25 protein-coding genes are annotated in these 22,377 nt (G+C 75.2%); 12 read left to right on the forward strand and 13 right to left on the reverse strand.

The features are described 5' to 3' along the window. The coding region (locus tag VF468_22175) for a DUF1206 domain-containing protein (protein HEX5880998.1) at positions 1 to 278 on the forward strand (278 nt) is incomplete at its 5' end. Here the strand turns inward: VF468_22175 and lnt are convergent. Both lnt and VF468_22185 read right to left on the reverse strand, forming a co-directional pair. Next, positions 166 to 1,752, reverse strand: a complete 1,587-nt coding sequence (gene lnt / locus VF468_22180) for an apolipoprotein N-acyltransferase (GenBank protein HEX5880999.1) — start codon at positions 1,750 to 1,752, stop codon at positions 166 to 168. The genes VF468_22175 and lnt overlap by 113 nt on opposite strands. Before the next feature lie 63 nt (positions 1,753 to 1,815). Next, the gene (locus VF468_22185; GenBank protein HEX5881000.1) at positions 1,816 to 3,282 is read right to left on the reverse strand and encodes an NAD-dependent succinate-semialdehyde dehydrogenase; all 1,467 of its coding nucleotides are present in this window, start codon (positions 3,280 to 3,282) and stop codon (positions 1,816 to 1,818) included. Between the two features lie 52 nt (positions 3,283 to 3,334). On the opposite strand from VF468_22185, the gene VF468_22190 reads away from it, so the two are divergent. Together VF468_22190 and VF468_22195 are read left to right on the forward strand one after the other, a co-directional pair. Beyond that, entirely contained in the window at positions 3,335 to 4,309 is a 975-nt protein-coding gene (locus VF468_22190) for a kelch repeat-containing protein (protein ID HEX5881001.1), read from the forward strand. Between the two features lie 26 nt (positions 4,310 to 4,335). Further along, positions 4,336 to 4,548: a (2Fe-2S)-binding protein gene (locus tag VF468_22195; protein HEX5881002.1), complete on the forward strand. Its 213-nt coding sequence runs from the start codon at positions 4,336 to 4,338 to the stop codon at positions 4,546 to 4,548. Here the strand turns inward: VF468_22195 and VF468_22200 are convergent. Beyond that, positions 4,545 to 5,471 carry an AraC family transcriptional regulator gene (locus VF468_22200; protein HEX5881003.1) on the reverse strand — a complete coding sequence of 309 codons (927 nt, stop codon included), beginning with the start codon at positions 5,469 to 5,471 and terminating at the stop codon, positions 4,545 to 4,547. The genes VF468_22195 and VF468_22200 overlap by 4 nt on opposite strands. A gap of 159 nt (positions 5,472 to 5,630) precedes the next feature. Here VF468_22200 and VF468_22205 point away from each other — a divergent pair, with 159 nt between their 5' ends. Beyond that, positions 5,631 to 6,299, forward strand: coding sequence for a methyltransferase domain-containing protein (locus tag VF468_22205; protein ID HEX5881004.1), 669 nt, complete (start codon positions 5,631 to 5,633; stop codon positions 6,297 to 6,299). Here the strand turns inward: VF468_22205 and bfr are convergent. Genes bfr through VF468_22225 form a run of 4 tightly spaced genes read right to left on the reverse strand, consistent with a single transcriptional unit; the run spans position 6,296 to position 9,294 of the window. Then, positions 6,296 to 6,766, reverse strand: coding sequence for a bacterioferritin (gene bfr, locus VF468_22210; GenBank protein ID HEX5881005.1), 471 nt, complete (start codon positions 6,764 to 6,766; stop codon positions 6,296 to 6,298). The two genes, VF468_22205 and bfr, sit on opposite strands and share 4 nt — an antisense overlap. Before the next feature lie 49 nt (positions 6,767 to 6,815). Then, the gene (locus VF468_22215) at positions 6,816 to 7,712 is read right to left on the reverse strand and encodes an LLM class flavin-dependent oxidoreductase (protein ID HEX5881006.1); all 897 of its coding nucleotides are present in this window, start codon (positions 7,710 to 7,712) and stop codon (positions 6,816 to 6,818) included. Continuing rightward, positions 7,705 to 8,445, reverse strand: a complete 741-nt coding sequence (locus VF468_22220) for a pirin family protein (protein ID HEX5881007.1) — start codon at positions 8,443 to 8,445, stop codon at positions 7,705 to 7,707. Before VF468_22220 ends, VF468_22215 begins: the two co-directional genes overlap by 8 nt. Positions 8,446 to 8,475: 30 nt before the next feature. Further along, the gene (locus tag VF468_22225; GenBank protein HEX5881008.1) at positions 8,476 to 9,294 is read right to left on the reverse strand and encodes an ABC transporter substrate-binding protein; all 819 of its coding nucleotides are present in this window, start codon (positions 9,292 to 9,294) and stop codon (positions 8,476 to 8,478) included. A 118-nt stretch (positions 9,295 to 9,412) separates the two neighbouring features. Here VF468_22225 and VF468_22230 point away from each other — a divergent pair, with 118 nt between their 5' ends. Beyond that, on the forward strand, positions 9,413 to 9,820 hold the full coding sequence (locus tag VF468_22230) for a hypothetical protein (GenBank protein HEX5881009.1): 408 nt from the start codon (positions 9,413 to 9,415) through the stop codon (positions 9,818 to 9,820). A gap of 6 nt (positions 9,821 to 9,826) precedes the next feature. On the opposite strand, the gene VF468_22235 is transcribed toward VF468_22230, so the two are convergent. From VF468_22235 to VF468_22245, 3 genes are read right to left on the reverse strand one after another with little or no spacing between them, the layout of a single operon-like run. Then, a complete protein-coding gene (locus tag VF468_22235; GenBank protein ID HEX5881010.1) occupies positions 9,827 to 10,264 on the reverse strand; it encodes a nitroreductase family deazaflavin-dependent oxidoreductase in 438 nt (145 codons plus the stop codon). Then, positions 10,264 to 11,451 (reverse strand): glucose-1-phosphate adenylyltransferase family protein, encoded by a 1,188-nt coding sequence (locus tag VF468_22240; protein ID HEX5881011.1) that lies wholly within the window; start codon positions 11,449 to 11,451, stop codon positions 10,264 to 10,266. Before VF468_22240 ends, VF468_22235 begins: the two co-directional genes overlap by 1 nt. Before the next feature lie 27 nt (positions 11,452 to 11,478). After that, complete coding sequence (locus tag VF468_22245; GenBank protein ID HEX5881012.1) at positions 11,479 to 12,474, reverse strand: hypothetical protein; 996 nt, start codon at positions 12,472 to 12,474, stop codon at positions 11,479 to 11,481. A 139-nt stretch (positions 12,475 to 12,613) separates the two neighbouring features. Here VF468_22245 and VF468_22250 point away from each other — a divergent pair, with 139 nt between their 5' ends. After that, the gene (locus tag VF468_22250) at positions 12,614 to 13,513 is read left to right on the forward strand and encodes a 5'-3' exonuclease (GenBank protein HEX5881013.1); all 900 of its coding nucleotides are present in this window, start codon (positions 12,614 to 12,616) and stop codon (positions 13,511 to 13,513) included. A 9-nt stretch (positions 13,514 to 13,522) separates the two neighbouring features. On the opposite strand, the gene VF468_22255 is transcribed toward VF468_22250, so the two are convergent. Both VF468_22255 and VF468_22260 read right to left on the reverse strand, forming a co-directional pair. Beyond that, complete coding sequence (locus VF468_22255; protein ID HEX5881014.1) at positions 13,523 to 13,885, reverse strand: DUF742 domain-containing protein; 363 nt, start codon at positions 13,883 to 13,885, stop codon at positions 13,523 to 13,525. A gap of 30 nt (positions 13,886 to 13,915) precedes the next feature. Beyond that, complete coding sequence (locus VF468_22260; protein ID HEX5881015.1) at positions 13,916 to 16,006, reverse strand: nitrate- and nitrite sensing domain-containing protein; 2,091 nt, start codon at positions 16,004 to 16,006, stop codon at positions 13,916 to 13,918. A 91-nt stretch (positions 16,007 to 16,097) separates the two neighbouring features. On the opposite strand from VF468_22260, the gene VF468_22265 reads away from it, so the two are divergent. The 5 genes from VF468_22265 to VF468_22285 all read left to right on the forward strand — a co-directional run bounded on the left by VF468_22265 (position 16,098) and on the right by VF468_22285 (position 20,894). Next, positions 16,098 to 17,054: an ABC transporter substrate-binding protein gene (locus tag VF468_22265; protein ID HEX5881016.1), complete on the forward strand. Its 957-nt coding sequence runs from the start codon at positions 16,098 to 16,100 to the stop codon at positions 17,052 to 17,054. Between the two features lie 43 nt (positions 17,055 to 17,097). Further along, positions 17,098 to 17,484 (forward strand): nitroreductase family deazaflavin-dependent oxidoreductase, encoded by a 387-nt coding sequence (locus VF468_22270; protein ID HEX5881017.1) that lies wholly within the window; start codon positions 17,098 to 17,100, stop codon positions 17,482 to 17,484. A gap of 46 nt (positions 17,485 to 17,530) precedes the next feature. Continuing rightward, positions 17,531 to 17,908, forward strand: coding sequence for a VOC family protein (locus tag VF468_22275; protein HEX5881018.1), 378 nt, complete (start codon positions 17,531 to 17,533; stop codon positions 17,906 to 17,908). Between the two features lie 88 nt (positions 17,909 to 17,996). Further along, on the forward strand, positions 17,997 to 20,000 hold the full coding sequence (locus VF468_22280) for a CehA/McbA family metallohydrolase (GenBank protein HEX5881019.1): 2,004 nt from the start codon (positions 17,997 to 17,999) through the stop codon (positions 19,998 to 20,000). Between the two features lie 42 nt (positions 20,001 to 20,042). Beyond that, positions 20,043 to 20,894 carry an FTR1 family protein gene (locus tag VF468_22285; GenBank protein ID HEX5881020.1) on the forward strand — a complete coding sequence of 284 codons (852 nt, stop codon included), beginning with the start codon at positions 20,043 to 20,045 and terminating at the stop codon, positions 20,892 to 20,894. A 21-nt stretch (positions 20,895 to 20,915) separates the two neighbouring features. Here VF468_22285 and VF468_22290 read toward each other — a convergent pair whose 3' ends face one another. Further along, positions 20,916 to 21,575 carry a DivIVA domain-containing protein gene (locus VF468_22290; GenBank protein HEX5881021.1) on the reverse strand — a complete coding sequence of 220 codons (660 nt, stop codon included), beginning with the start codon at positions 21,573 to 21,575 and terminating at the stop codon, positions 20,916 to 20,918. A gap of 218 nt (positions 21,576 to 21,793) precedes the next feature. Here VF468_22290 and VF468_22295 point away from each other — a divergent pair. Further along, a partial coding sequence (locus tag VF468_22295; GenBank protein ID HEX5881022.1) for a hypothetical protein occupies positions 21,794 to 22,377 on the forward strand: 584 nt, incomplete at its 3' end.

Here is a 22,377-nt window from a genome sequence, read left to right on the forward strand (position 1 = left end):
ACCTCGACCTGGCCGGCGCCGAGCCCCACGCCCGCGACGCCGCCATCCGCTTCGGGCAGGTCGGCTGGCCGGGCCTGGGGGTCGCCTACGGGATCCTCGGGCTGCTGCTGGTCTACTCGGCGATCACCTATGACCCCGAGAAGGCCACCGGCATGGACACCGCCCTCAAGACCCTGGCCGGCCAGCCGTACGGGACGTTCCTGCTGCTCGTCGTCGCGGCCGGTCTGGCGTGCTTCGGGGCGTACTGCCTGTTCGACGCCCGCTACCGCCGCGGCTGACCCGGCGGCTCCAGGCGGCGGCCGCCCCGGCGGCCAGGGCGACCCCGCAGGCGACGGGGACGACGTCGCCGGCCCGCACGTACGGGGTGCGCTCGGCCGACAGGGGCAGCTCGGCCACGGCCGCGCCCCGCCAGCTCCCCGGCGCCCAGGCGAGGCGGCGGCCGCGGGCGTCGAAGGCGGCCGAGGTCCCGCTGAGCGCCCCCTGCAGCACCGGCCGGCCCGACTCCACCGCCCGCACCGCGGCCAGGCTGGCGTGCTGGTCGAGGCCCCAGCTGTCCTGGAAGGTGGTGTCGGCCGTCTGGATCACCACCAGCTCGGCCCCGCCGGCGGCCAGGTTCCGGGTCAGGTCGGGGAAGGCCGACTCGAAGCAGACCAGCGGGCCGACGGCCAGGCCCCCGGCGTCCAGCACGGCCAGGCGGGTGCCGCGGTGCCGGTCGACGGCGGCGGCGTCGGTGAGGCGGGTCACCCAGCCGAGCAGCGGCCGCAGCGGCACGTACTCCCCGAACGGCACCAGCCGCATCTTGTCGTAGCTGCCCAGGACCCCGGACGGGCCGACCAGCAGGGCGCTCTTGTAGATCCCGCCGGCCGCCTCCCGCTGGGCGTCGACATTGGCCAGGACCGGCCCGCCGGCGGCCCTGGCGGCGGCGGCCAGGCGGGCCACGTCGCCGGGGTTGGCCGCCGGGTCGCGGCCGACGCTGCTCTCGCCCCACACCACCAGGTCGACGCCCGCGGCCGGCCCGAGGGTGCGGCTGAGCCGCTCGCTGGCCCGGAACCGCTCCTCGACCGGGCCGACGACCCCGGGCTGGACGAAGGCCACCGTGGCCGTCCCGGCCGGCGCCGGGGCCGGCCGCAGCGCCCAGAAGGCGAACGCGGCCAGGGGCAGGGCGACGGCGGTGGCCGCGGCCACGGCCCGGGTCGCGGCCGGGACCCGCGGGCGGGCGGCGGCGGCGACGGCCAGGTTGACGGCCACCAGCAGGAAGCCGAGGCCCCAGATGCCGCCGAGGGCGGCCACCGACAGCAGCGCCGGGGCGTTCCACTGGCTGGCCCCGAGCAGGCCCCAGGGGCCGCCCAGCCCCTCCCAGGACCGCAGCGCCTCCCCGGCCACGAACGCGCTCGGCACCAACACCAGGGCGGCGGCCAGCCGGGCCGGGCCGGGGCGGGCCAGGCCCCCGAGGAGCGCCCAGGCCAGCCAGCCGACCGGCAGCCAGAGCACGGCCAGGAGCATGGCCAGCGGGACCATGAACGGCCCCACCTTCGGCACCAGGAAGGCGTTGACGGCCAGGAAGAACCCGGTCCCGCCGAGCCAGGCCCGGACGGCCGCCTCGCGCCCGCTGGGGGCGGCCAGGGCCAGGGCCAGCAGCGGCGCCAGCCCGACCAGGGCCAGCCACCACCACCCGGGCTCCGGGAAGGCCAGGGCCAGCGGCGCCCCCAGCAGCAACGCCGCCAGCCGGCCGCCCCAGCGTGTCTGGCGCACCCTCATCTCCAGCAGGTCTCGTATGCGCCCGCGGCGCTCGTCACGGCCCCATCGGCCGGCCGGTCAGAGGTTCATGGCGACGTACTTGGTCTCCAGGTACTCGGCGATGCCCTCGGGGCCGCCCTCGCGGCCGATGCCGGACTGCTTGACCCCGCCGAAGGGGGCAGCCGGGTTCGACACCAGCCCCTGGTTGAGGCCGACCATGCCCGTCTCCAGGCCCTCCACGACCCGGAAGGCCCGCTTCAGGTCGCGGGTGTAGACGTAGGCGACCAGCCCGAACTCGGTGTCGTTGGCGGCCGCGACCGCCGCCTCCTCGTCGTCGAAGGAGGCCACCGGGGCCACCGGCCCGAAGATCTCCTCCTTGAGCACGCGGGCGTCGCCGGGGACGCCGGCCAGGACCGTCGGCTGGTAGAAGTAGCCGCGGCCGTCGCCCGGCCGCGCCCCCACGACCGCCCGGGCGCCCTTGTCGAGGGCGTCCGAGACCAGCTCCGACACCTTGTCGACGGCGTCCTTGTCGATCAGAGGGCCGACGGTGACGCCGTCCTCGGTGCCCCGGCCGACCTTCATGGCCCCCATCCGCTCGGCCAGCTTGCCGGCGAACGCCTCCGCCACCGGCTCGGCCACGTGGAAGCGGTTGGCGGCCGTGCAGGCCTCGCCGATGTTGCGCATCTTGGCGATCATCGCGCCCTCGACGGCCGCGTCCAGGTCGGCGTCGTCGAAGATCAGGAACGGCGCGTTGCCGCCCAGCTCCATCGAGACCCGCAGGACGTTGTCGGCGGCCTGGGCGATGAGGGTGCGGCCGACCTCGGTGGAGCCGGTGAACGACAGCTTGCGGGTCCGGCCGTCCTTGATCAGCGGCTCCATCACCGCCCCGGACCGCTTGGTGGTGATGATGTTGCAGACCCCCGGGGGCAGGCCCGCCTCCTCCAGGATCCCGCCAAGGGCCAGCATCGACAGGGGGGTGAGGGCGGCCGGCTTGATGACCATGGTGCAGCCGGCGGCCACCGCCGGGCCGACCTTGCGGGTCCCCATGGCCATGGGGAAGTTCCAGGGGGTGATGAGCAGGCACGGCCCGACCGGCTGGCGCATGGTCAGCAGCCGCCCCTTGCCGTTGGGGGCGACGGCGTAGCGGCCGTCGATGCGGACCGCCTCCTCGGCGAACCAGCGGAAGAACTCGGCCGCGTAGGCGATCTCGGCCTTGCTCTCGGCCAGCGGCTTGCCCATCTCCAGGGTCATCAGCAGGGCCAGGTCGTCGGCCCGGTCGTTGAGGAGCTGGAACGCCCGGCGCAGGACCTCGCCCCGCTCGCGCGGCGGATGGGCGGCCCACTCCGCCTGGGCGGCCACGGCCGCGTCCAGGGCGGCCATGCCGTCCTCCGGGGTGCCGTCGGCGACCTCGCAGAGCACCTCGCCGGTGGCCGGGTCCTCGACCGGGAAGGTCCCCCCGCCGCCGGCCTGGCGCCAGTCCCCGCCGACCAACAGCCGCGGGGTGACGGCGTCGACGACCGCCTGCTCCGATGGTGCGATGCTCATGGGCGCTGCCTCCTCTGGCGTCCCGGCGCGGACGCCGTTAGCGTAGCGCGCCATGGGCAGGCTCCGGATGGCCGCGGCGGCGGCGCTGCTGCTGGCCGCCTGCACGGGCGGCGAGCCGGACCCCCCGGCGCCGGCGGCCACCGCCCCGGCGCCCACCCGGGCCGGCGACCCGGCGTGGCGGACGCTGGCGGCGGCGCCGTCGGAGCGGACCGAGGTGGCCGCGGCCGCCGTTGGCGGGCGCATCTGGGTGCTGGGCGGCTACGCCCCCGACGGGGCCACCCTGGCCACCGCCGAGGTCTACGACACCGCCGCCGACCGCTGGTCGCGCGGGCCCGACCTGCCGGTGGCGGTCAACCACGCCATGGCCGCCACCCTCGACGGGGTGCTGTACGTCGCCGGCGGCAACGACGGCGACGGCCCCAGCACCCAGGCGCACCGCCTGGAGGGGGACCGCTGGCGCCCGCTGGCCCCGCTGCCCCAGGGCCGCTCGGCCGGCGGCCTGGTCGCCCTTGACGGGCGCCTCTACCTGGTCGGGGGCGTGGTCGATGGCGGCCTGGCCGGCGACACCCAGGTGTACGACCCCGGCGCCGACCGCTGGAGCGCCGCCCCCGGGCTGCCCACCCCGCGCGAGCACCTGGGCGCGGCCGCCAGCGGCGGCAGGGTGTACGTGGTCGGGGGCCGGACCGGCGGCATCGGCAACAACCTGACCACGGCCGAGGCCTTCGACCCGGCCGCCGGCCGCTGGAGCGCGGTCGCCGACCTGCCGACGGCCCGGGGCGGCCTGGCCGCCACCGCCACCGCCGCCGGGGAGGTGGTGGCCGTCGGCGGCGAGGCCGCGGCCACCTTCCCGGAGGCGGAGGCGTTCGACCCGGCCAGCGGCCGCTGGCGCTCCCTGCCGCCGCTGCCCACCCCCCGCCACGGGCTCGGCGTGGTCGCCGTCGGCGACGTGGTCTACGTCCTCGCCGGCGGTCCCCAGCCCGGCCTGCACACCTCGGCCGCCAACGAGGCCATCGACCTCGGCGGGTAGCGGATCCCCCTTGTGCCCGGGATTAGGTGAGCCTAATATCGGACCCGATGTTCGTCTGCCACTGCCGGGCCCTCACCGACGGAGAGATCTCCGAGGTGATCACGGGCGGAGCCTGCGACCTCGACGAGGTCGGGGACCGCTGCGGCGCCGGCATCACCTGCGGCGGCTGCTGCCCCCTGATCGAGGAGCTGCTGGCCCAGCACGCCGAGGCCGGGCGGCCGGCGGCGGTGGCGTCCTAGGGGCGGCCGGCGCGGCGCCAGCCGAGCGGGGTGGCGCCGTGGGCGCGACGGAAGTGCCTGGCGAAGTAGCCGGCATCCCCGTAGCCGACCCTGCGGCTCACCTCCTCCACGGTCAGGTCGGTCTGGACCAGCAGCCGACGCGCCTCGGCCATGCGCCGCTCGGCGATCCAGTCCTGCACGGTGCGACCGGTCCGGCGTCGCACCACCGTGGTGAGATGGCCCGGCGTCAGGCTCACCGCGCTGGCCACGTCCTTGAGCGAGATCCGCTCCCTGAAGCGTTCCTCGATGAAGCCGAACACGCCGGCGAGCAGGGGCTCGTCCTTGAGCCGGAGGTCCCCGGCGACGTCCACGGCCAGCCGCGACAGCTCCACCAGCAGCAGCGTCAGGTGCGCGAGGGCCGCCTCCTGGTAGCCGTCGTGGCGGCCGCGCAGCTCGGTGTCGAGGGCCGCGAAGCGCTCGGACCACGCCGCCCGCTGGGCGGGGGCCACCCGCAGGCGCTGGGCGCTCCCGGAAGTCCCCCGGACGAACGGGTACAGCAGCGGGTGGGCGCGCCAGGAGAGGAAGGCGCCGGGTGCCTGGCCACCAAGGACCTCGGGCGGGAAGAACACCGCCCAGCCCTCGGCCCCGCGGAGGCCAGCGGCCTGCCCGCCGACGGCGATCACCTCGCCGGGGGCGACGACGTAGGCGTCGCCGGCCTCCACCGGCCACTCCCGGCCGGCCAGCCGCAACGACCCGCCGCCCCGTTCGAAGTAGGCGAGCACCAGAAAGTCGTGGGAGTGGGCGTGACCGGGCGGTGGCCCACCCGGCGGCAGCTCCCGGCCGAGGATCCGCAGGACCCCCACGGAGGGCTCGCCGGGCACCACCTGGTAGGTGAAGACCGGCGGTCCCGCCCCGCCGCCGTCCAGCATCCTCGTCCCACCCACGCCGGTCCCTCCCCTCCCACCGCCGCACCCCGCGGCCGGGCCCCCAGAGCCCAAAGATCATCTCAGGACAACCGAACATCCTGTCTTTTCCCCGCATACACCGACCGAAATACTGGTCCCATGGCAAAACATCGTACTAGGCAGGAGCGGAGGACGGGCATGGACGTCACGACGGAAGGTCGCGGAGACCACTACCTCCCCGGCATGGGACACGACCGGCTGCTGCCGCTCTACGACCCCCTCTGCCGGTTGCTGCGCATCTCCCGGTTCCATCGGCCACTGGTGGACCAGGCAGGCATTCGGCCGGGCCAGAGGGTCCTGGAGATCGGGTGCGGCACCGGGAACCTGGCCCTGCTGGTCGGGCGGCTCCAGCCGGGCGCGGAGGTCGTCGGGCTCGACCCCGACCCCAGGGCGCTCGCCCGCGCACGCCGCAAGGCCGAGCGACGGTCGCTTCCGGTGCGGTTCGACCGCGGGTTCGCGGAGAAGCTCCCGTACGCCGACGCGTCGTTCGACCGGGTGCTGTCCGCCCTCATGTTCCATCACCTGGGACCGGACGAGCGGGAGGGGGCGCTGCGCGAGGTGCGGCGCGTGCTCGAACCTGGCGGCTCCCTGCATCTTGTCGACTTCGGGGGAGCCAGGGAGCGCTCCGACGGGCTCATGGCCCGCCTGGGTCACCGAAGCCCGCGGCTGGAGGACAACTTCGGGGGCCGTATCCCCGCGCTCATGCGCGAAGCCGGTCTCGCCGACCCCTCCGAGGTGGCCCACAGGGTCTCGCGGGTCATGGGACGCCTCACCTACTACCGCGCCGTGGCGCCGGCCGCCGCCTAGTCTCGGACCTGCTGGGCCAGGTACAGGCCCTCGCCGATCTGGGCGATGGTGTCCAGCTGGGTCTCCCACCAGTCGACGTGCCGCTCCTCCTCGGCGATCATCGCGGCCAGGAACTCGCGGGTGCCCTGGTCGCCGATCTCGGCGCAGGTGGCCACGTAGCCGTCCAGGTTGCGGACCGCGGTCCGCTCCAGCTCGACGGCCAGCCGGATCTGCTCGACCGCCGTCTCGCCCACCTTGACCGTGCCCAGCCGCTGCAGGTTGGGGTGGCCCTCCAGGTAGAGGATGCGGTCGATCAGCTCCTCGGTGTCGCGCATCTCCTCCATGGCGATCTCGCGGTGGCGCCTGGCCAGGCGCTCGTAGCCCCAGTTGGCGCACATCCTGGAGTTGAGGAAGTACTGGTTGATCGCGGTCAGCTCGAAGGTCAGGTGCTGGTTGAGCAGCTCGAGGACGCGCGGGTCACCCTGCAAGGGGGCCCTCCTTGGGTCGGCGACGGAACGGTGAGGTGGGTAGTCTCCCTCAACCGCGGCCGCGGTGGGCGGCCACGGCCTCGCGCAGGGCCGGGGCGACCTCGGCCGCGAACCGCTCCAGCTGGCGGGCCGGGGACTCCGACGGCCAGAGCACGAAGGTGTCCATGCCGGTCTCGGTGACCAGCGGGAGGAGCTCCTCGACCCACTGGGCGGCCGGGCCGTCCAGGAACCCGCCGCCGCCCGGGCCGATCCGGCCGGAGATGTTGTAGAGGCGCCGGATGGCCGCCGGGTCGCGGCCGGCGGCCGCGGCCGCCTCGTCGATGCGGGCCTGGGCGGCACCGAGCCGTTCCGGGGGCACGTACGGCGAGGACGGCACCCAGCCGTCGGCCAGCCGGCCGGTCAGGGCCAGCATCCGCGGGCCGAAGCCCCCGATCCAGATGCCGATGGGATGGGCCGGCGCCGGCCCCGGCTTGACCCCCACGACCCGGTAGTGGGCCCCCTCGAACCGCACCGACGGCTGGTCCGACCACAGGTCGCGGAGAAGCCCGATGGCCTCCTCCAGGGCCTCGACGGCCTCGCCGGGGCGGCGGCGGGGGCCGCCCATGGCCGCGACCGCGTCCCAGAACGCGCCCGCGCCCAGGCCCAGCTCGAACCGGCCCCCGGACAGCAGGTCGAGGGAGGCGGCCGCCTTGGCCAGTATGGCCGGGTGGCGCAGGGGCAGGTTGGCCACGTCGGGGAACAGCCCGACCCGCTCGGTGGCGGCGGTCAGGGCGGCCAGCAGGGTGAAGGCGTCGAGGTAGCGGCGCTGGTAGGGGTGGTCCTGGACGCCGATCAGGTCGAACCCGGCCCGCTCGGCCAGCCGCGCCTCCTCCAGCAGCCCCCAGGGGTCGCGGGCCTCGGGGACCAGGAACCACCCGAACCGGACCGGCAGGCCGGCATCAGCCACGGCCGCCCGCCCAGATCCCGACCGCCCGGAACGCCATGGGCACGTCGACCAGGATGAGCTCGCTGGGCTCGTCGGCGGCGATGGTGAGCGACGGCTGGGCGGTCACCTTGGCGGCGTCGCCGGTGGCCACCGGCTCGCCGCCGAAGCGGGCCCGGCCGTCGATCAGGTAGGCGTAGGCGCCGCGCCCGGGGCCGACCGGGTGCTCGACCTGGTCGCCGGGGGCCAGCGAGGCCACGTGGACGCTGGCCTCCTGATGGATCCGGACCACCTCGCCGCCCTCGGGGCCCATCACCCGCAGCAGCCGGCCCGAGCGGTCCTCCTTGGTGAACACCTTCTGCTCGACCTCGGGCTCGAGGCCGGCGGTGTCGGGCAGGATCCAGATCTGGATGAACCGCATCGGCTCGGTCTCGGAGGCGTTCTGCTCCGAGTGCAGCGCCCCCGACCCCAGCGTCATGCGCTGCACCGCCCCGGCCGGCAGGGGGCCGGGGGCGCCCCCGACCGAGTCCTCGTGCCGGAAGCTGCCCTCGACCACGTAGGTGAGCCCCTCGACGTCCTGGTGGGGGTGCATCGGCCAGATCGCCCCCGGCACCAGCCGGTCGTCGTTGAACACCCGCATCGCCCCGAAGCCGTCGTTGGCCGGGTCGCGGTAGTGGCCGAAGGAGAAGTGCCAGCGGGCCGTGAACCAGCCGCCCTCCTCCCGGTGGATCTCCTGGTCACGCCGGATGGTCAGCATCGCCGCTCCTGGATGGGGGTGCCCGGCCGGTCAGCCGAGCGAGGGGATGTCCGCCTGCTCGGGGAAGTACTTCTGGAACAGCTGGTCGAGCACCCCGTCCTCGCGCAGCTGGTCGATCACCTGGGACAGGGGCCCGGTGTTGGGGGAGCCCTTGCCGAGGACCGCGCCGTACTGCTCGTCGGTCTTGAACTGCCCGGCGACGGTCAGCCCAGGGTACCGGCGGGCCGCGTCGACCACGATCGGGACGTCGGACATGACGGCCTCGACCTGGCCGGCCCGGAGGGCGTTGAAGGCGGCCGTGGTCGACCCGTACTCCCGGACGGGTTCCATCGGCTCGAGGTGGCGCTCCAGGTAGGCGGCGCCGGAGGTGGCCTCCTGGACGCCGAAGCGGAGCCGGCGGGCGTCGGCGATCCCGTTGAGGACGGTGCCCTTGCGGACCAGCACCCCCTGGTTGGCGGTGAAGTAGGGGGAGGAGAAGTCGACCCGCTGGCGGCGGTCGGGCAGGATCGACACCCCGTTGACGGCGAAGTCGCAGGGGCAGGGGGCGCCGGCGACCAGCTTGGTGAACGGGAACGAGACCCACCGGACCTGGTCGACGCCCAGGCGGCGGGCGATCTCGTTGACCATGTCGACCTCGAACCCGCTCTCGAGGTCGTCCAGGTCGTCGCCGAGCACGAACGGCGGGTTGGGCAGCTCGGTGCCGACGGTCAGCACGCCGGGGATGCGGGTCCGGAAGCCGGGGACCTCGGGCGCGGCCGCCCCGGTCCCGGCCGTCCCCCCGCCGTCCCCGCCGCCGCAGGCGGCCAGCAGCAGGGCCAGGGCCAGGGCCAGCGCCACCAGCTTGCCCACGGCGGCTCCTTGTGGTTGCTGTGGTTGCCGGCACAACCATGTCCGGATGGGACGATACCAGGCGCGTTGGTAGGCTGGGCCGGCAACCAGGCGGACGACCGCAGCTCCAGGAGGCGAGATGGTGGCGCAGGTTCCCGACCGCCGCACCGGCCGGCTGGCCGGGGCGGCCGGCATCGCCCTGCTCCTGGTCGGGCTGACCCTGCTGCTGGAACCGGCGTCCCGCCGCGCCGGGTCGGCGGTGCTGCTGGCCGCCGGGCTGGCCGCCGGCGTGGTCGTCGCCATGCGCCGGCCCGCCCCGGACCGCCCGCGCACGCCCATGGAGCGCCTCAACGACGCCGCCTTCGTGTTCGTGCTGGCCGCCATCTCCCTGGTCGCGGTCCGCCTGGCCCGCCCCTGGACCGCCGCCCTCCCCGGCCTGGTCGGCGGCTTCCTCATCGGCCGCGCCCAGCGCCCCCGCCCCGGGCCCGCTCCCGACCCCGGGCCCGGCCACACCCGAACCCCACCGGCCGACGGTTCCGCCGAGTAGTCCCGGTCAGGTCCGCTCCAGGATCACCACCGGGATGTCGCGGCGGGTCTTGCGCTGGTAGCCCTCGTAGGCGGGCCAGATCGAGGTCATCAGCGACCACAGCCGGGGCTTCTCCTCGGACCCGGCCGTCCTGGCCGTGGCGGTGAAGCGCTCGGCCTCGACCTGGACCTCGACCTGGGGGTTGTCGCTCAGGTTGAGGTACCAGGCGGGGTGGCGGGCCGACCCGCCGACCGAGGCCACGACCAGGTAGCGGTCGCCGTCGCGGCCGTAGATCAGGGCGGTGCGGCGCAGCTTGCCCGAGCGCCGGCCGCGGGTGGTGAGCAGCAGGGTGTACACCCCGGGCCGCCACTCGTGGCCCGTGGCGCCGTCGCTGTCCACGTAGCGCTTGATGTGGCGGGCCACCCAGCCGGCGGGGCTGTCGACGACCTGCTCCTCGGGCTCCATCAGCTCGCCTCCTCGTCGCCGCCGAAGCGGCCGCCCGGTCCGACGGTGGCGTCGCGGGGGACCTGGGCCTCCCCGGCGACCAGGGCCGGCTCCCCGCCATCGCCGGCGGCGCCGACGTGGGCGCCGGGACCGACCCGGACGCCCCGGTCGAGCACGGCCCGCTCGACCCGGGCGCCGGCCGCGACCACGCAGTCGTCCAGCAGCACGGCGTCGCGCACGGCGGCGCCCGGCTCGACCACCACCCCCGGCCCGAGCACCGAGCGGGTCACCTCCCCGGCGGCCACCGTCCCCGGCGACAGCAGCGCCCGGTCCAGCCGGGCCGAGCCCTCGACCCGCGCCGGGAGCCGGTGCGGCGCCCGCCCGAGGATCGGCCAGGCCGGGTCGTCCAGGTCGAGCGGCCGCTCGGGGTCGAGCAGGTCCATGTGGGCCCGCCAGTAGGCGGGCACGGTGCCGACGTCGCGCCAGTAGCCGTCCATCCGGTGCTCGACCGCCTCGCCCGCCTCGACCATGCGGGGGAGCAGGCCGTGCCCGAAGTCCTTGAGCTCGCCGTCGCCGGCGGCCAGCTCCTCCAGCGTGCCCAGCAGCCGCCCGGTGGCGAAGGCGAACACCTCGGTGGCGACCCGGGTCGTGGGGGGCTCGTCGGGCTTGTAGTTGAAGCCGCCGATGCGGCCGTCGCCGTCCACCTCGACCACCGCCTGGCGGGACGCCTCCTCCTCGGGGACCTCGGAGGTGACCACCGTCACCCCGGCCCCCCGGTCGCGGTGGCGGGCCAGCACCGCGCCGTAGTCGAGCCGGTAGACGTGGTCGGCGCTGAGGACCAGGACGACCTCGGGGTCGTGCTCGGCGATCAGCTCCCGGTTGCGCCAGATGGCGTCGGCGTTGCCCTCGTGGAAGCCGTCCTCCTCCGCCCCCAGCTGGGGCGGGAGCAGCCGCAGTCCCCCGTAGGTCCGGTCCAGGTCCCAGGGCCGGCCGTTGGCCAGCTGGTCGTTGAGCGACTGCAGCCGGTACTGCTGCAGCACCCAGACATCCTCGATCCCGGAGTGGACGCAGTTGGACAGGGGGAAGTCGATCAGCCGGTACACGCCGGCGTAGGGGAGGGCCGGCTTGGCCCGCCGCTCGGTGAGCAGCTCCAGCCGGCTCCCCTCACCGCCGGCCATGACGAGCGCGAGCACCTTCGGTTTGGGCATCGCCACCAAGGATAGGGCAGGTGCCCGTCAGTACCAGCCGTGGGAGAGCCAGAAGGCGCGGGCGTTCTCGGCGGTCCCGTAGCGGTCGCGGACGTAGCCGCGGAACGCCTGCAGCTGCAGGGCGCAGTCGGTGGTGGCGTAGTTGTCGCCCAGGTAGTGGCGGCGGCCGTCGATCAGGAGCTGGCCGAGGCCGAAGGCGGTGGAGCGGGGGTTGTCGGCCGTCGGGTCGCCGCCGGACTCCTTCATGATGATGAAGTACTCGGCGTCCGAGGTCCCCGACAGGTCGCACTTGCCGCCGCCCCGGACCTGGCCGGCCTGGCGCTGCTGGCGCTGCTGGAGGGTGACCCGGAGCACGCCGGCCTCGCCCTCCAGCCGCCGGATCTTGTCGTCGAGGGCGTCCTTGGCCTGGACGCGCAGGTCGCGCAGCTCCAGGGCCTGGTCGATCTTGCGGCTGATCACGGCCCCGGCCTTGCGGGCGTCGGCCTCGGCCTCGGCCAGGATGGAGCGGGCCAGGGCGTAGTCCTGCTGGGCGACGACCAGGTCGGCCAGCGAGTTGTTGCTCTCCTTGGCCAGGTGGTCGAGGATCGCGACCTGGCCGAGGAGCTGGTCGGCCTTGCCGCTCTGGACCAGGGCGGCCAGCCCGGCCGGGTCGCCGGCGATGTAGATGCCGCGGGCCCGGTCGCCCAGGATCCGGCGCAGCCGCTCCACCCGCTCGGTGGCGTCGGCCAGGGCGGCGGCGGCCCGCACCCCGCGGGCGTGGGCGTCCAGGCGCTGCTGCTCGGCCTGGGCGAGCTCGTTCTCGGCCTGGTCGAGGGCGTCGTTGGCCCGCTGCAGGGCGGCGGCCAGCTTCTTGGCGTCGGCCTTGGCGTCGGCCAGGGTCGCCCTGACCTTCTTGAGCTGGGTGGAGACCTCGGTCCCCTCCTGGGCGCCGGCGCGCAGGGGCAGCACCAGCGAGGCCACGGCGGCTGCGGCCGCGACCACGGCCAGCCACCGCGGCACCCGTGCGCGTGGGTAGGGCGCCATCTGCTGAAAGCCGCTCCCTGAGGGGGTTCGGGAACCGGTTCGCCGCGGCTGGGGGACCGCGGACGGCAGGTTCTTACCACATCACCCTACGTGGGGGGAAATCACACCGTTGTCGCCCGGGGCGTGGCATGCTGCTCCGGTGACCGACCGGATGACCCGCCTCGTGGTCGACTCGCCCAGCCTGTTCTACCGGGCGTTCTTCGCCCTGCCCAAGTCGATCAAGGGGCCCGACGGGAACTCGGTGAACGCCGTCCGTGGCTACCTGGACATGGTGTCGCGGGTCATGGTCGACCGCCGCCCACAGGCGGTGGTGCACACCTTCGACGCCGACTGGCGGCCCCAGTGGCGGGTCGACCTGTACGCCGGCTACAAGTCGACCCGGGCCGAGGACCCGCCCGAGCTGCCCGGCCAGGTCCCGCTGCTGCTGGAGGTGCTGGACGCGGCCGGCCTGCCGGTGGCCGAGGCGGCCGGGTACGAGGCCGACGACGTCATCGGCACGATCGCGGCCGCGGCCGGGCCGGACGAGCGGGTGGCCGTCCTCACCGGCGACCGTGACCTGTTCCAGGTGGTCCGCGACCCGGTGGTGTGGGTGCTGTACCCGCTCAAGGGCACCTCGTCGCTGGCCACCATGGACCGGGCCGGGGTGACCGCCAAGGCCCGGGTCCCGCCCGAGCGCTACGTCGACCTGGCCATCCTCCGCGGCGACCCCTCCGACGGCCTCCCCGGGGTCGCCGGGGTGGGGGAGAAGACCGCCGCCAGCCTGCTCGCCGACCATCCCGACCTGGACTCCCTGCTGGCCGCGGCCGCCGGCGGCCGCCTCACCCCCCGGCTCAACGCCGCCCTGACCGGCAGCGCCGACTACATCCAGGCCATGCGCAAGGTCGTCCCGGTGGCCACCGACGTCGACTACCGCATCAGCGACCCCCACCCGCCCGACCGGGACCGGCTGGCCGCCCTGGCCACCGCCAACGCCATCGAGGGCCCGGTGGAGCGGATGCTGGCCGCCATGGAGCAGACCGGCCTGGCCGACCCGGCCTGAGGGCCCCGCCTAGAGCCGCTGGAGGCCGTCCAGGACCTGCTCCAGGAGGGTGACGTTGGGACCGCCGGCGTGGCTGGGGGCGCGGTGGACGGTGACCACGCCGTGGCTGGCCAGGTCGCCGACCAGCACCCGGGTGACCCCGAGGGGGAGGTCGACCCGGGCGGCCAGCTCGGCCACGGACAGGGTCTCGCGGCAGGCCAGGGCGATCGACCGGTGCTCCAGGCTGAGCCAGGACGGCGGGTCGAGGCCGCCCGAGGCGGCGTCGATCAGGTCCTCGATGGCCAGGTCGGGCCCGGTCGGCTCGGTCCGCCCCTCGGTCAGCGCGTACGGGCGCAGGAACGGGCCCGGGTCGGCCTCGTACCGGCCGGTCACCGATCGGTCACCCCTGGTCGCGCCCGTCGGCTATCCGGCCATGCCATTGTCTCGCCCCGCCCCCGGGGATCGGACGGCGAACGCTCGCGGCACCGGGGTCGGCACCGGCTCGGCCTGGGCCGGTTGTGCCGGCGCCGGCTGGCCGTGGGCCCTCTGGCCGTCGGCCGGCTCGACCATCGGCTGCCCGGCCGCCGCCGGTCCGGCCCGCTCCATCTCGGTCTCCGGCCCCCCGAGCAGGCTCGAGGGCAGCAGCACGAGCGCGGCCACCCCGCCGAACCAGGAGCGGCGCAGCCGCACCTTGACGCCGTGACGGGCGGCCAGGCGGCCGACCACGTAGAACCCGAGCCGCTGGGCACCGGCCAGGTCGATCGTGGCCGGCTTGGCCAGCTGCTCGTTGGCCTCGGCCAGCTCCTCGTCGGACATGCCGATGCCCTGGTCCTCGATCTCCAGCAGGTAGCCGTGGGCGGCCGGCTCGCCCGCCACCTGGACCCTGGTCCCGGGGGGCGAGAACGCGGCCGCGTTCTCGATCAGCTCGGCCAGCAGGTGGACCACGTCCGAGACGGCGTGACCGACGACCCGCACGTCGGCCATGGGCATGACCCCGACCCGGTTGTAGTCCTCGATCTCGGCCGAGGCGGCGCGGATCACCCGGGCCAGCGGCACCGGGTCGCTCCAGCGCCGCACCGGTTCGGCGCCGGACAGGACGAGCAGGTTCTCGGCGTTGCGGCGCATGCGGGTGGCCAGGTGGTCGAGGCGGAACAGGCTGCGCAGCTGCTGGGGGTCGGCCTCGGTGCGCTCCAGCTCGTCCAGCAGCTCGAGCTGGCGGTGGACCAGGTTCTGGAGGCGCCGGCCGAGGCTGAGGAACATGTCGGCCACGCTGCGGCGCAGGGCCGCCTGCTCGGCCGCGACCCGCACCGCGGTCGAGTGGACGGCGTCGAACGCCCTGGCCACCTGGCCGATCTCGTCGCGGTCGCGGATGCCGATGGGCCGGGTCTCGGCGTTCAGGTCGACCGGCTCGGCCCGCTGGAGCCGCTCGACCACGCCGGGCAGCTGGCTGTGGGCGACCTCCTCGGCCGAGGACCGGAGCAGCCCCAGGGGCCGCAGCAGCGACCGGACGACCACCAGGGACAGGCCGATGGCCAGGGCCAGGACCAGCAGGACGGCGGCGGCGTCGACGGCCGCCCGGGTGCGGGCGGCCGACTCGTCGGCCCGGCTGGCGTCGACCGCGGCCGCGCCCAGGCGCTCCTCGACCCGGCGCAGCAGGTTGATCTCGGTCGAGTTGACCGTCCACCACTCGGCCGGGTCGAGGACGAGCTCGGGCGTGGTCTCGGAGGCGATGGCCTCCGCCTGGAGCTCCCGGGCCCGCTGGACCTCGGGCCCGACCAGGGTGTCGACGAACACGGCCCGCTGGGCGTCGTCGGCGGCCGCCCGGAACTCCGACAGCAGCACCGCCCGGGTGGACAGGGTCGAGGTGAAGCGGCGGAACTCGCCCGGGGCGAAGCGGCCGCGGTCCAGCACGTCCGAGACCAGCTCCCGCTCGAGGGCGGCCAGCTCCTTGATCCGGGACACGGCCACGAACGCCCCCACCCGCTGGGCCAGCTGCGGGTCGGCGATGCCGGAGGTCAGCCCCCGGTTGGTGTTGAGCAGGTTGGCGATGGTGGCGTTGTAGAAGTCCAGGGCCGCCTCCGGGCTGACCGAGCCCCGGTCGACGTCGCGGCGCAGGCCGCTCAGCCCCTGCAGGCGGTTGCCGGCCGGGGCCAGCTCGTCCCTGGCGGCCTGGGGGAGGGCGTCGGTGTCGAGGTCGGCGGCGCTGTCGCGGTAGCCGGCCAGGGCGCGGTTGGTGGCGGCCCGCTGCTCCCGCAGGCCCGGCGACGGCTGCTCGGCGAGCAGGCCGCCGAGGGTCAGGCCACGCTCGCGCTGGAGCTCGTGGGCCAGGGCGGTGCCGCGCAGGGCGAACTCGGTCAGGTCGCGGACCTGGGCGGCCTGACGGCTGGTCGACACGCTGGAACCGATGCGGAGCCCGGCCAGCAGCAGGAGGGCCGCCACCGGTAGCAGGAGGATCAGCGCGATCTTGGGACGAAGGGACAGGTTGCCGAGCATCGACCCAACCTTCACGTTCATGGGGACGACGGGTCGATCGACACGATGCGTACCTGGGGACCGTAGTAGGCTTCGTGTCTCCGAAGAAGGCAAGCTGTCAAAAGTGCGGTGGATGGTGCAAGGGCGGGTAGGCGGCTGTGGACGACGGCGCGGCGCCGTCTCGGCGCTGGCGCTGCTGGTCGTGGCCGTGCTGGCCGCCGGCTGCACCGGCGGCGGCGATCCCGAGCCGGCCGGCGAGGCCCGGGCCGCCGCCGAGGGCCTGACCGACCTCGGCCGGCGCCTGCCCCAGCGGATCCGCACGGCCCGGGAGATCCGGGTCGGCTCCGACATCTCGTACGCGCCGGTGGAGTTCTACGACGCCTTCGCCCCCGACGTGCTCGAGCGGCCCGTTGGCGAGCCCGAGCCCCAGGTCCGCGGCATCGACCCCGACCTGGCCACCGAGCTGGGCCGCAAGCTGGGGGTGCGGTTCACCTTCGTCAACACCGCCTTCGACGAGCTGATCCCCTCGCTCCAGGACAGCGAGTTCGACCTGATCATCTCGTCGATGACCGCCACCCCGGAGCGGGCCCGGGAGATCAGCTTCCTGGAGTACTTCCAGGCCGGGACCTCGATTCTGGTCCGGAAGGACAACCCCGGGCGGGTCGGGTCCATGGCCGATCTGTGCGGCTCCACCGTCACCCTCCAGGCCGGCACCATCCACGAGGAGCTGGTCGACGCCCAGCAGGCCGACTGCGGCAACCGCCCCATCAAGGCGCGCCCGCTGGACAGCGGCACCCAGGTCGTCCTCGCGGTCAAGTTCGGCCGGGCCGACGCCGCCCTGGCCGACTTCCCGGTGGCCGCCTACAACGCCAAGGTCTCGGGCGAGGGCAACGACTTCCAGGTCGTCGGCGAGCAGATCGACCCCGGCCCCTACGGCATCGGCGTCCGCAAGGACGACACCGACCTCCAGCAGGTCCTGCAGGAGGCGCTCCGGGCCGTCATCGAGGACGGCAGCTACGACCGCGTCCTCACCAAGTGGAACGTCACCGACGGCGCCCTCAAGACCGCCCAGCTGACCGGCGCCCCCTAGGGCGCCGCCCGCCCGATGGGTCCCGGTCGCATACGATGCGCCCATGACCCTCGCCGACCGCCTGGCCCGGTTCAACAAGCGCCTGCCCAACCGCGTCATCGGGACGATCGCCGGGCGGCCGCTGTCCCCGGTGGCCTTCATGGTCCACCAGGGCCGGCGGTCCGGCCGGCGGTACCGGACCCCGGTGATGCCCCTGCCGCTGCGCGACGGCTTCCTGGTGTCGCTGCCCTATGGCCCCGACCGCGACTGGGTGCGCAACGTCCTGGCCGCCGGCCGCTGCACCCTCGTGCGCGGCGGGCGGCGCCACGAGCTGACCGACCCGCGCATGCTCGACGCCGCCGGGGCGGCCCCGCTGCTCCCGGCGGTCCTGCGGCCGGCCCTGCGGGTGGTGCCCGGCATCCGGTTCCTGCGCCTGTCCCGGGCGCTGTGACAGGGGGGCGGTACGGTTGGCGGACCCGATGCAGAAAGGAGCAGGGATGCTCGCGAACTCCCAGGCCTACAGCGGCTTCGCCGTGCCCGACCTGGCCGAGGCCAGGCGCTTCTACGGCGAGACCCTCGGCCTCAACGTGTCCGGCCAGGAGGACGACGGCGTGCTCAGCCTGGACCTCGCCGGGGGACAGAACGTGCTCGTCTACGTCAAGCCCGACCACACCCCGGCGACCTACACCATCCTCAACTTCCCTGTCGAGGACGTCGAGGGGACGGTCGACGCCCTCACCGAGCGCGGCGTGCGCTTCGAACAGTACGAGGGCTTCGAACAGGACGAGAAGGGCATCAACCGCGGCCAGGGCCCGCTGATCGCCTGGTTCCGCGACCCCGCCGGCAACATCCTGTCGGTCCACGAGCTCGGCTGAGCCGTGCCGGCCACCGGGACCGGCCGACCCGCCGCCGATGTGCTGCGACCCGCCCGCCGCTGACCGGCTGCCACCGCAGGTGGCGGCCATGCTGGCCCGGTACCGGGCCCTGGCCGCCGGGAGGCCGGCCGACTGGGGCGACGAGACCGCCGCCTACGGGCGGGCCCAGCCGTACGGCCGCTGGCTCGGCAACCGGCTCCTGGCCGCCGTGTTCGCCATGCAGCTCGACGACTGGCCGGGAACGGTCCGGGCCTGCCTCACCGACCCGCTGCCGGCCGGGCTGGCCGTGGCCACCCTGGACGGCGGCGGGGTCGGGCTGCGGGCCGGCCCGGTCCCCTACCTGGTCGAGGGCCGCGCCGTCGAGGTGGCCGTGCTGCTCGACTCCCGCCTCGAGAAGGCGGCCCGGGTCGCGGTCGACGGCGTCCCGGTGGGGGTCGAGGCGGGCGGGGTCGAGCTGGTCGTCCGCACCCTGACCGGGGCCGGGGTGGACGGGGCGGGGGTGGTGGTCCGCGCGGGAGCCGGACCCGGGCCGCTCCAGGCCGTCGGGACCTGGGCGCCGGCGGCCGAGCCGGCCGCCCGGGCCCGGCTGCGGCTGCGGGCCCGCGGCCCGAGCCGCTGGTCGGTGGTGGACGACCACGGCGGCGGCTGGTTCCCCGAGGGGCGGCCGGCCAGGTGGGACTTTCACGAGCGGCCCTACTTCCACGGCAACGACCTGGAGCTGGAGGTCCCGGCCGTGCCCCTCACCGTGACCTGCGCCCGGGGCCCGGAGTTCGCCGCCGCCTCGGTCCCGGTCACGCCCACTCCCGGGGCCACCAGCGAGGTCGAGCTGGAGCCGGAGCGGCTGTACGAGACCGCGGCCCGCGGCTGGTACGGCGGCGACCTGCACGTCCACATGAACTACTCGGGCGACCGGGTCTGCGGGCCCGACGACGCCGCCTGCATGCAGCTTGGGGAGGGCCTGCACCTGATGAGCCTGGTCGCCGCCAACATCAGCCAGACCCGGGTCTACGACCGGGAGGCCTTCGAGGCCACCGCCGGCGACAACCTCCCCTGGACGACCGCCGAGCGGGTGGCCCGCTTCTCGGTCGAGTACCGCAACGACCTGCTCGGGCACGTCCACGCCCTCGGCCTGACCGGGCCGCCGGCCCGCTACCACAGCGGCCACGAGGGCTCGGACGAGCCGTTCGACTGGCCGGCCAACGCCGCCGTCTGCCACGAGCTCCGGGGGCTGGGAGCCACCGTCGCCTACACCCATCCGGTGTTCTCGGCCCTGGGGGACGGCTCGCCGGCCGAGGTGTTCGCCTACCCCCGGTCGATGGATGCCCGCGAGCTGGCCGCCGACGCCGCCCTCGGCCTGGTCGACTCCGTCGACCTGCTCGGCCCCAGCGACGTCGAGGGCACGGCCGTCCTCTACCACCACCTGCTGAGCTGCGGCCTGCGGCTGGCCGCGACCGCCGGCACCGACGTGTGGCTGTCGTACTCCCGGGGGTCGCTGTTCTCCAACCCGCCCGGATGGGCGCGGGTCTACGCCGACCTGCGCGGCCAGCCGCTGTCGGTGGCCGCCTTCGCCGACGCCATCCGGGCCGGCCGCACCCTGGCCACCAACGGGCCGTGGGTCGAGCTGCTGGTCGACGGCCGCGGGCCGGGCGACCCGGTCGAGGCCGCCGCCGGCCGGCGGCTGCCGGTCACGGTCCGCTGCCAGGGGCTGGGGGTCGGGCGGCTGGAGCTGGTCGGTCCCGACGGCGTCCTCGCCTCGGCCGAGGCCGGCGGGGGAGCGGCCCCGGCGATCGACACCGCCGTCGAGGTCGACGGCTCGACCTGGCTGTGCGCGGTGGCCCGCGGCCCCGGCCACCCGTCGGTGCCGGGTCCGGTGGTGTTCGCCCACACCAGCCCCGTCTGGGTCGAGGTCGGCGGCCGGCCGGTCCGCCGCCCGGCCAGCGCCCGCTGGCTGCTTGACTGGCTGGACCGCTTCGAGGCGCTGCTGGACGAGCACGGCCGCTTCGCCGGCGACGACCAGCGGGCCGACCTCGCCGCCGTGGTCGACCAGGCCCGCTCCTGGTACCGGGCGATCGCCGGCGACCCCGTCTGTTAGGCTGGCCTAACTCCTTTCCCGCGTCGCTGGAGGGCCGGGCCTGTGCTGACCGCGCTGCTGATCATGCTCCGCGAGGGCTTCGAGGCCGCGCTGGTCGTGGCCATCGTCTACGCCTACATCCGGCGGATCGGCCGCCGCGACCTGATCGGGCCCATGTGGCAGGGCATGGCCGCGGCCGCCGCCCTGTCCGTCGCCGCCGGGATCGTCGTCCACCTCACCGTCGAGAACCTCCGGGGCGAGCCCCGGCTGCTCGCCTTCGCGGCCGTGTCGCTGCTGGCCGTGGCCGTCCTCACCTGGATGATCTTCTGGATGCGGCGCCAGGCCCACCGCATCAAGGGCGAGCTCGAGGGCAGCGTCGACGCGGCCATCGCCGGCAACGGCGACGCCCGCCTGGCCGTCATGACGGTGGCCTTCCTGGCCGTGGCCCGCGAGGGCCTGGAAGCGTCCCTGTTCCTGATCGCCGCCGCCACCACCGAGGACGGCTGGGCCGTCCTGGCCGGCGGCCTTGCCGGCCTGGCGGCGGCGTCGGTCCTCGGCGCCCTGGTCGTGCTCGGCGGCCGGCGCCTGCCCATGGGCCAGTTCTTCACCGTCACCGGCCTGATCCTGATCGTGTTCGCCGCCGGCCTGGTCTCGCGCACGATCCTCTGGCTCCAGGCCGCCGGCGAGCTCGGCACCGTCTGGAACAACGTCTACGACCTGACCGCCTACCGCTGGCTGACCGTCAGCACCGAGTCCGGCCGCTTCCTCGGGGCCATGTTCGGCTGGGACCCCCGCCCCTCGATCGAGCAGGTCGCCGCCTACCTGCTGTTCCTGGTGACGGTGGCCGGGCTGTTCCTGCGGACCCCGCGGGCCGCCCAGGCCCAGGCCGCGGCCCCGGGTCACGGGTCGCGTTGAGCGGCGGCGGGGCGCCGTGCGCTACTGGCGCTCGGAGACCTTGGCGGGCTCGGCCGGGGTCTCCGGCTTGGGGTCGGCCACCTGCGACGGGGGAGCGAGGCCGCCGATGGTCAGGGCGCCCTCGCGCTGCTTGCGGGTGCGCTCCAGGAGGCCGCTGATCTCGCCGTGGACCCGGCCGAGGTCGTCCAGCAGGCTGTCGCGGAACTCGCGCACCTGCTCGGTCTCGCTGAACAGCGCCGCCCGCTCCTCCTCGACCTCCCGGCGGATGTGGTCGGCGACCTCGCGGGCCTGCTCCAGCGCCTTCTGGGCCTCGCTCTCGACGTCGGCCCGGGTCTGCTCGGCCTGCCGCTGGGCCTTCTCGATGATCGTGTCGGCGCGCCGCCGGGCGTTCTCGATCAGCTGCTCGCCCGAACGGCCCGCCTCCTGGAGCAGCGCGGCCGCCTCCCCGCCGAGCTGCTCGAACGACGGCGAGCCCTCCCGGAGGTTCCGGGTCTCACGCTCCAGCTCGGCCCGCGCCCCTTCGGTCTTGGCGTAGAGGTCGACCGCCTCCTCCAGGCGCGCCCTGAGCTGCTGGATGTAGGCGTCCACCTCGTCGCGGTCGTACCCGCGCCGGACCATCCGGAAGGGCGGCGGCCCCTCCCCGTTGCCCTGCCCGGCTGTGTCCTGCTGGTACACGCTCATGGCACCCTCCGTCACGGCGCGCCGAACCCGTCGCCAGGCCCGCCGATGCAGGAAGATCCCACCTCCGCCCCCCAGGTGCAAACCCCAGCGACCCAGCCAACCACGCGGGACCTTCTCAGCGCGGGACCTCCTGCTCCAGACAGCCTGGAGGACACCACCATCCTGCTCACCCGTCCCGCGACCGGAGGAGGTCGCTGACCCCTCGTACAATCCTCGGCATGGCTGCGGCGGTGTCGAGACAGGAGCTGGAGGCCGCGCACTGCTGGGAGGCCGACGACCAGGTGCCCCGGCGCCCGGCCATGACCGGGTTCCGCCGCCGGCTGCGCTACCACCAGGCGCGGTGGCGCGAGGCCAACGGCCACCCCATCGGGACCCAGCCGATCGTGCCCCGGCCCGGCGGCAAGCCGGCGCGGCCGGTCGGGAGCCGCCTCCCGCTCGACTACGCCCGCGAGACCGGCGCCACCTTCCTCAACGCCAACGCCCTGGCGGCGGCCCGGGCCCGGACCTCCGTCACCGAACCGCACCAGAGCTTCGACCACCAGCGCCTCTGGGCCGACCTGCTGTGGTCGCCGGCGCTGGCCTTCAACCTCTTCGGCGACCTGGCCGCCGACCCCGGGCGGGCCGACCGCGCCGTCCACACCTGGTGGCCGGACGTGCCCGGCATCGTGGTCGACGTCCGCTTCGCGCACTCGCCGGGCAGGCTCGATCCTGCGTGGCTCGGCAACCTCGTCGACCTCCACGCCGCATTCGAGCTCGAGCTCGGCGACGGCGCTCACGGCGTCCTCGGCGTCGTCACGGCGTA

It is taken from the genome of Actinomycetota bacterium, assembly GCA_036280995.1.
Classification (GTDB): domain Bacteria; phylum Actinomycetota; class CALGFH01; order CALGFH01; family CALGFH01; genus CALGFH01.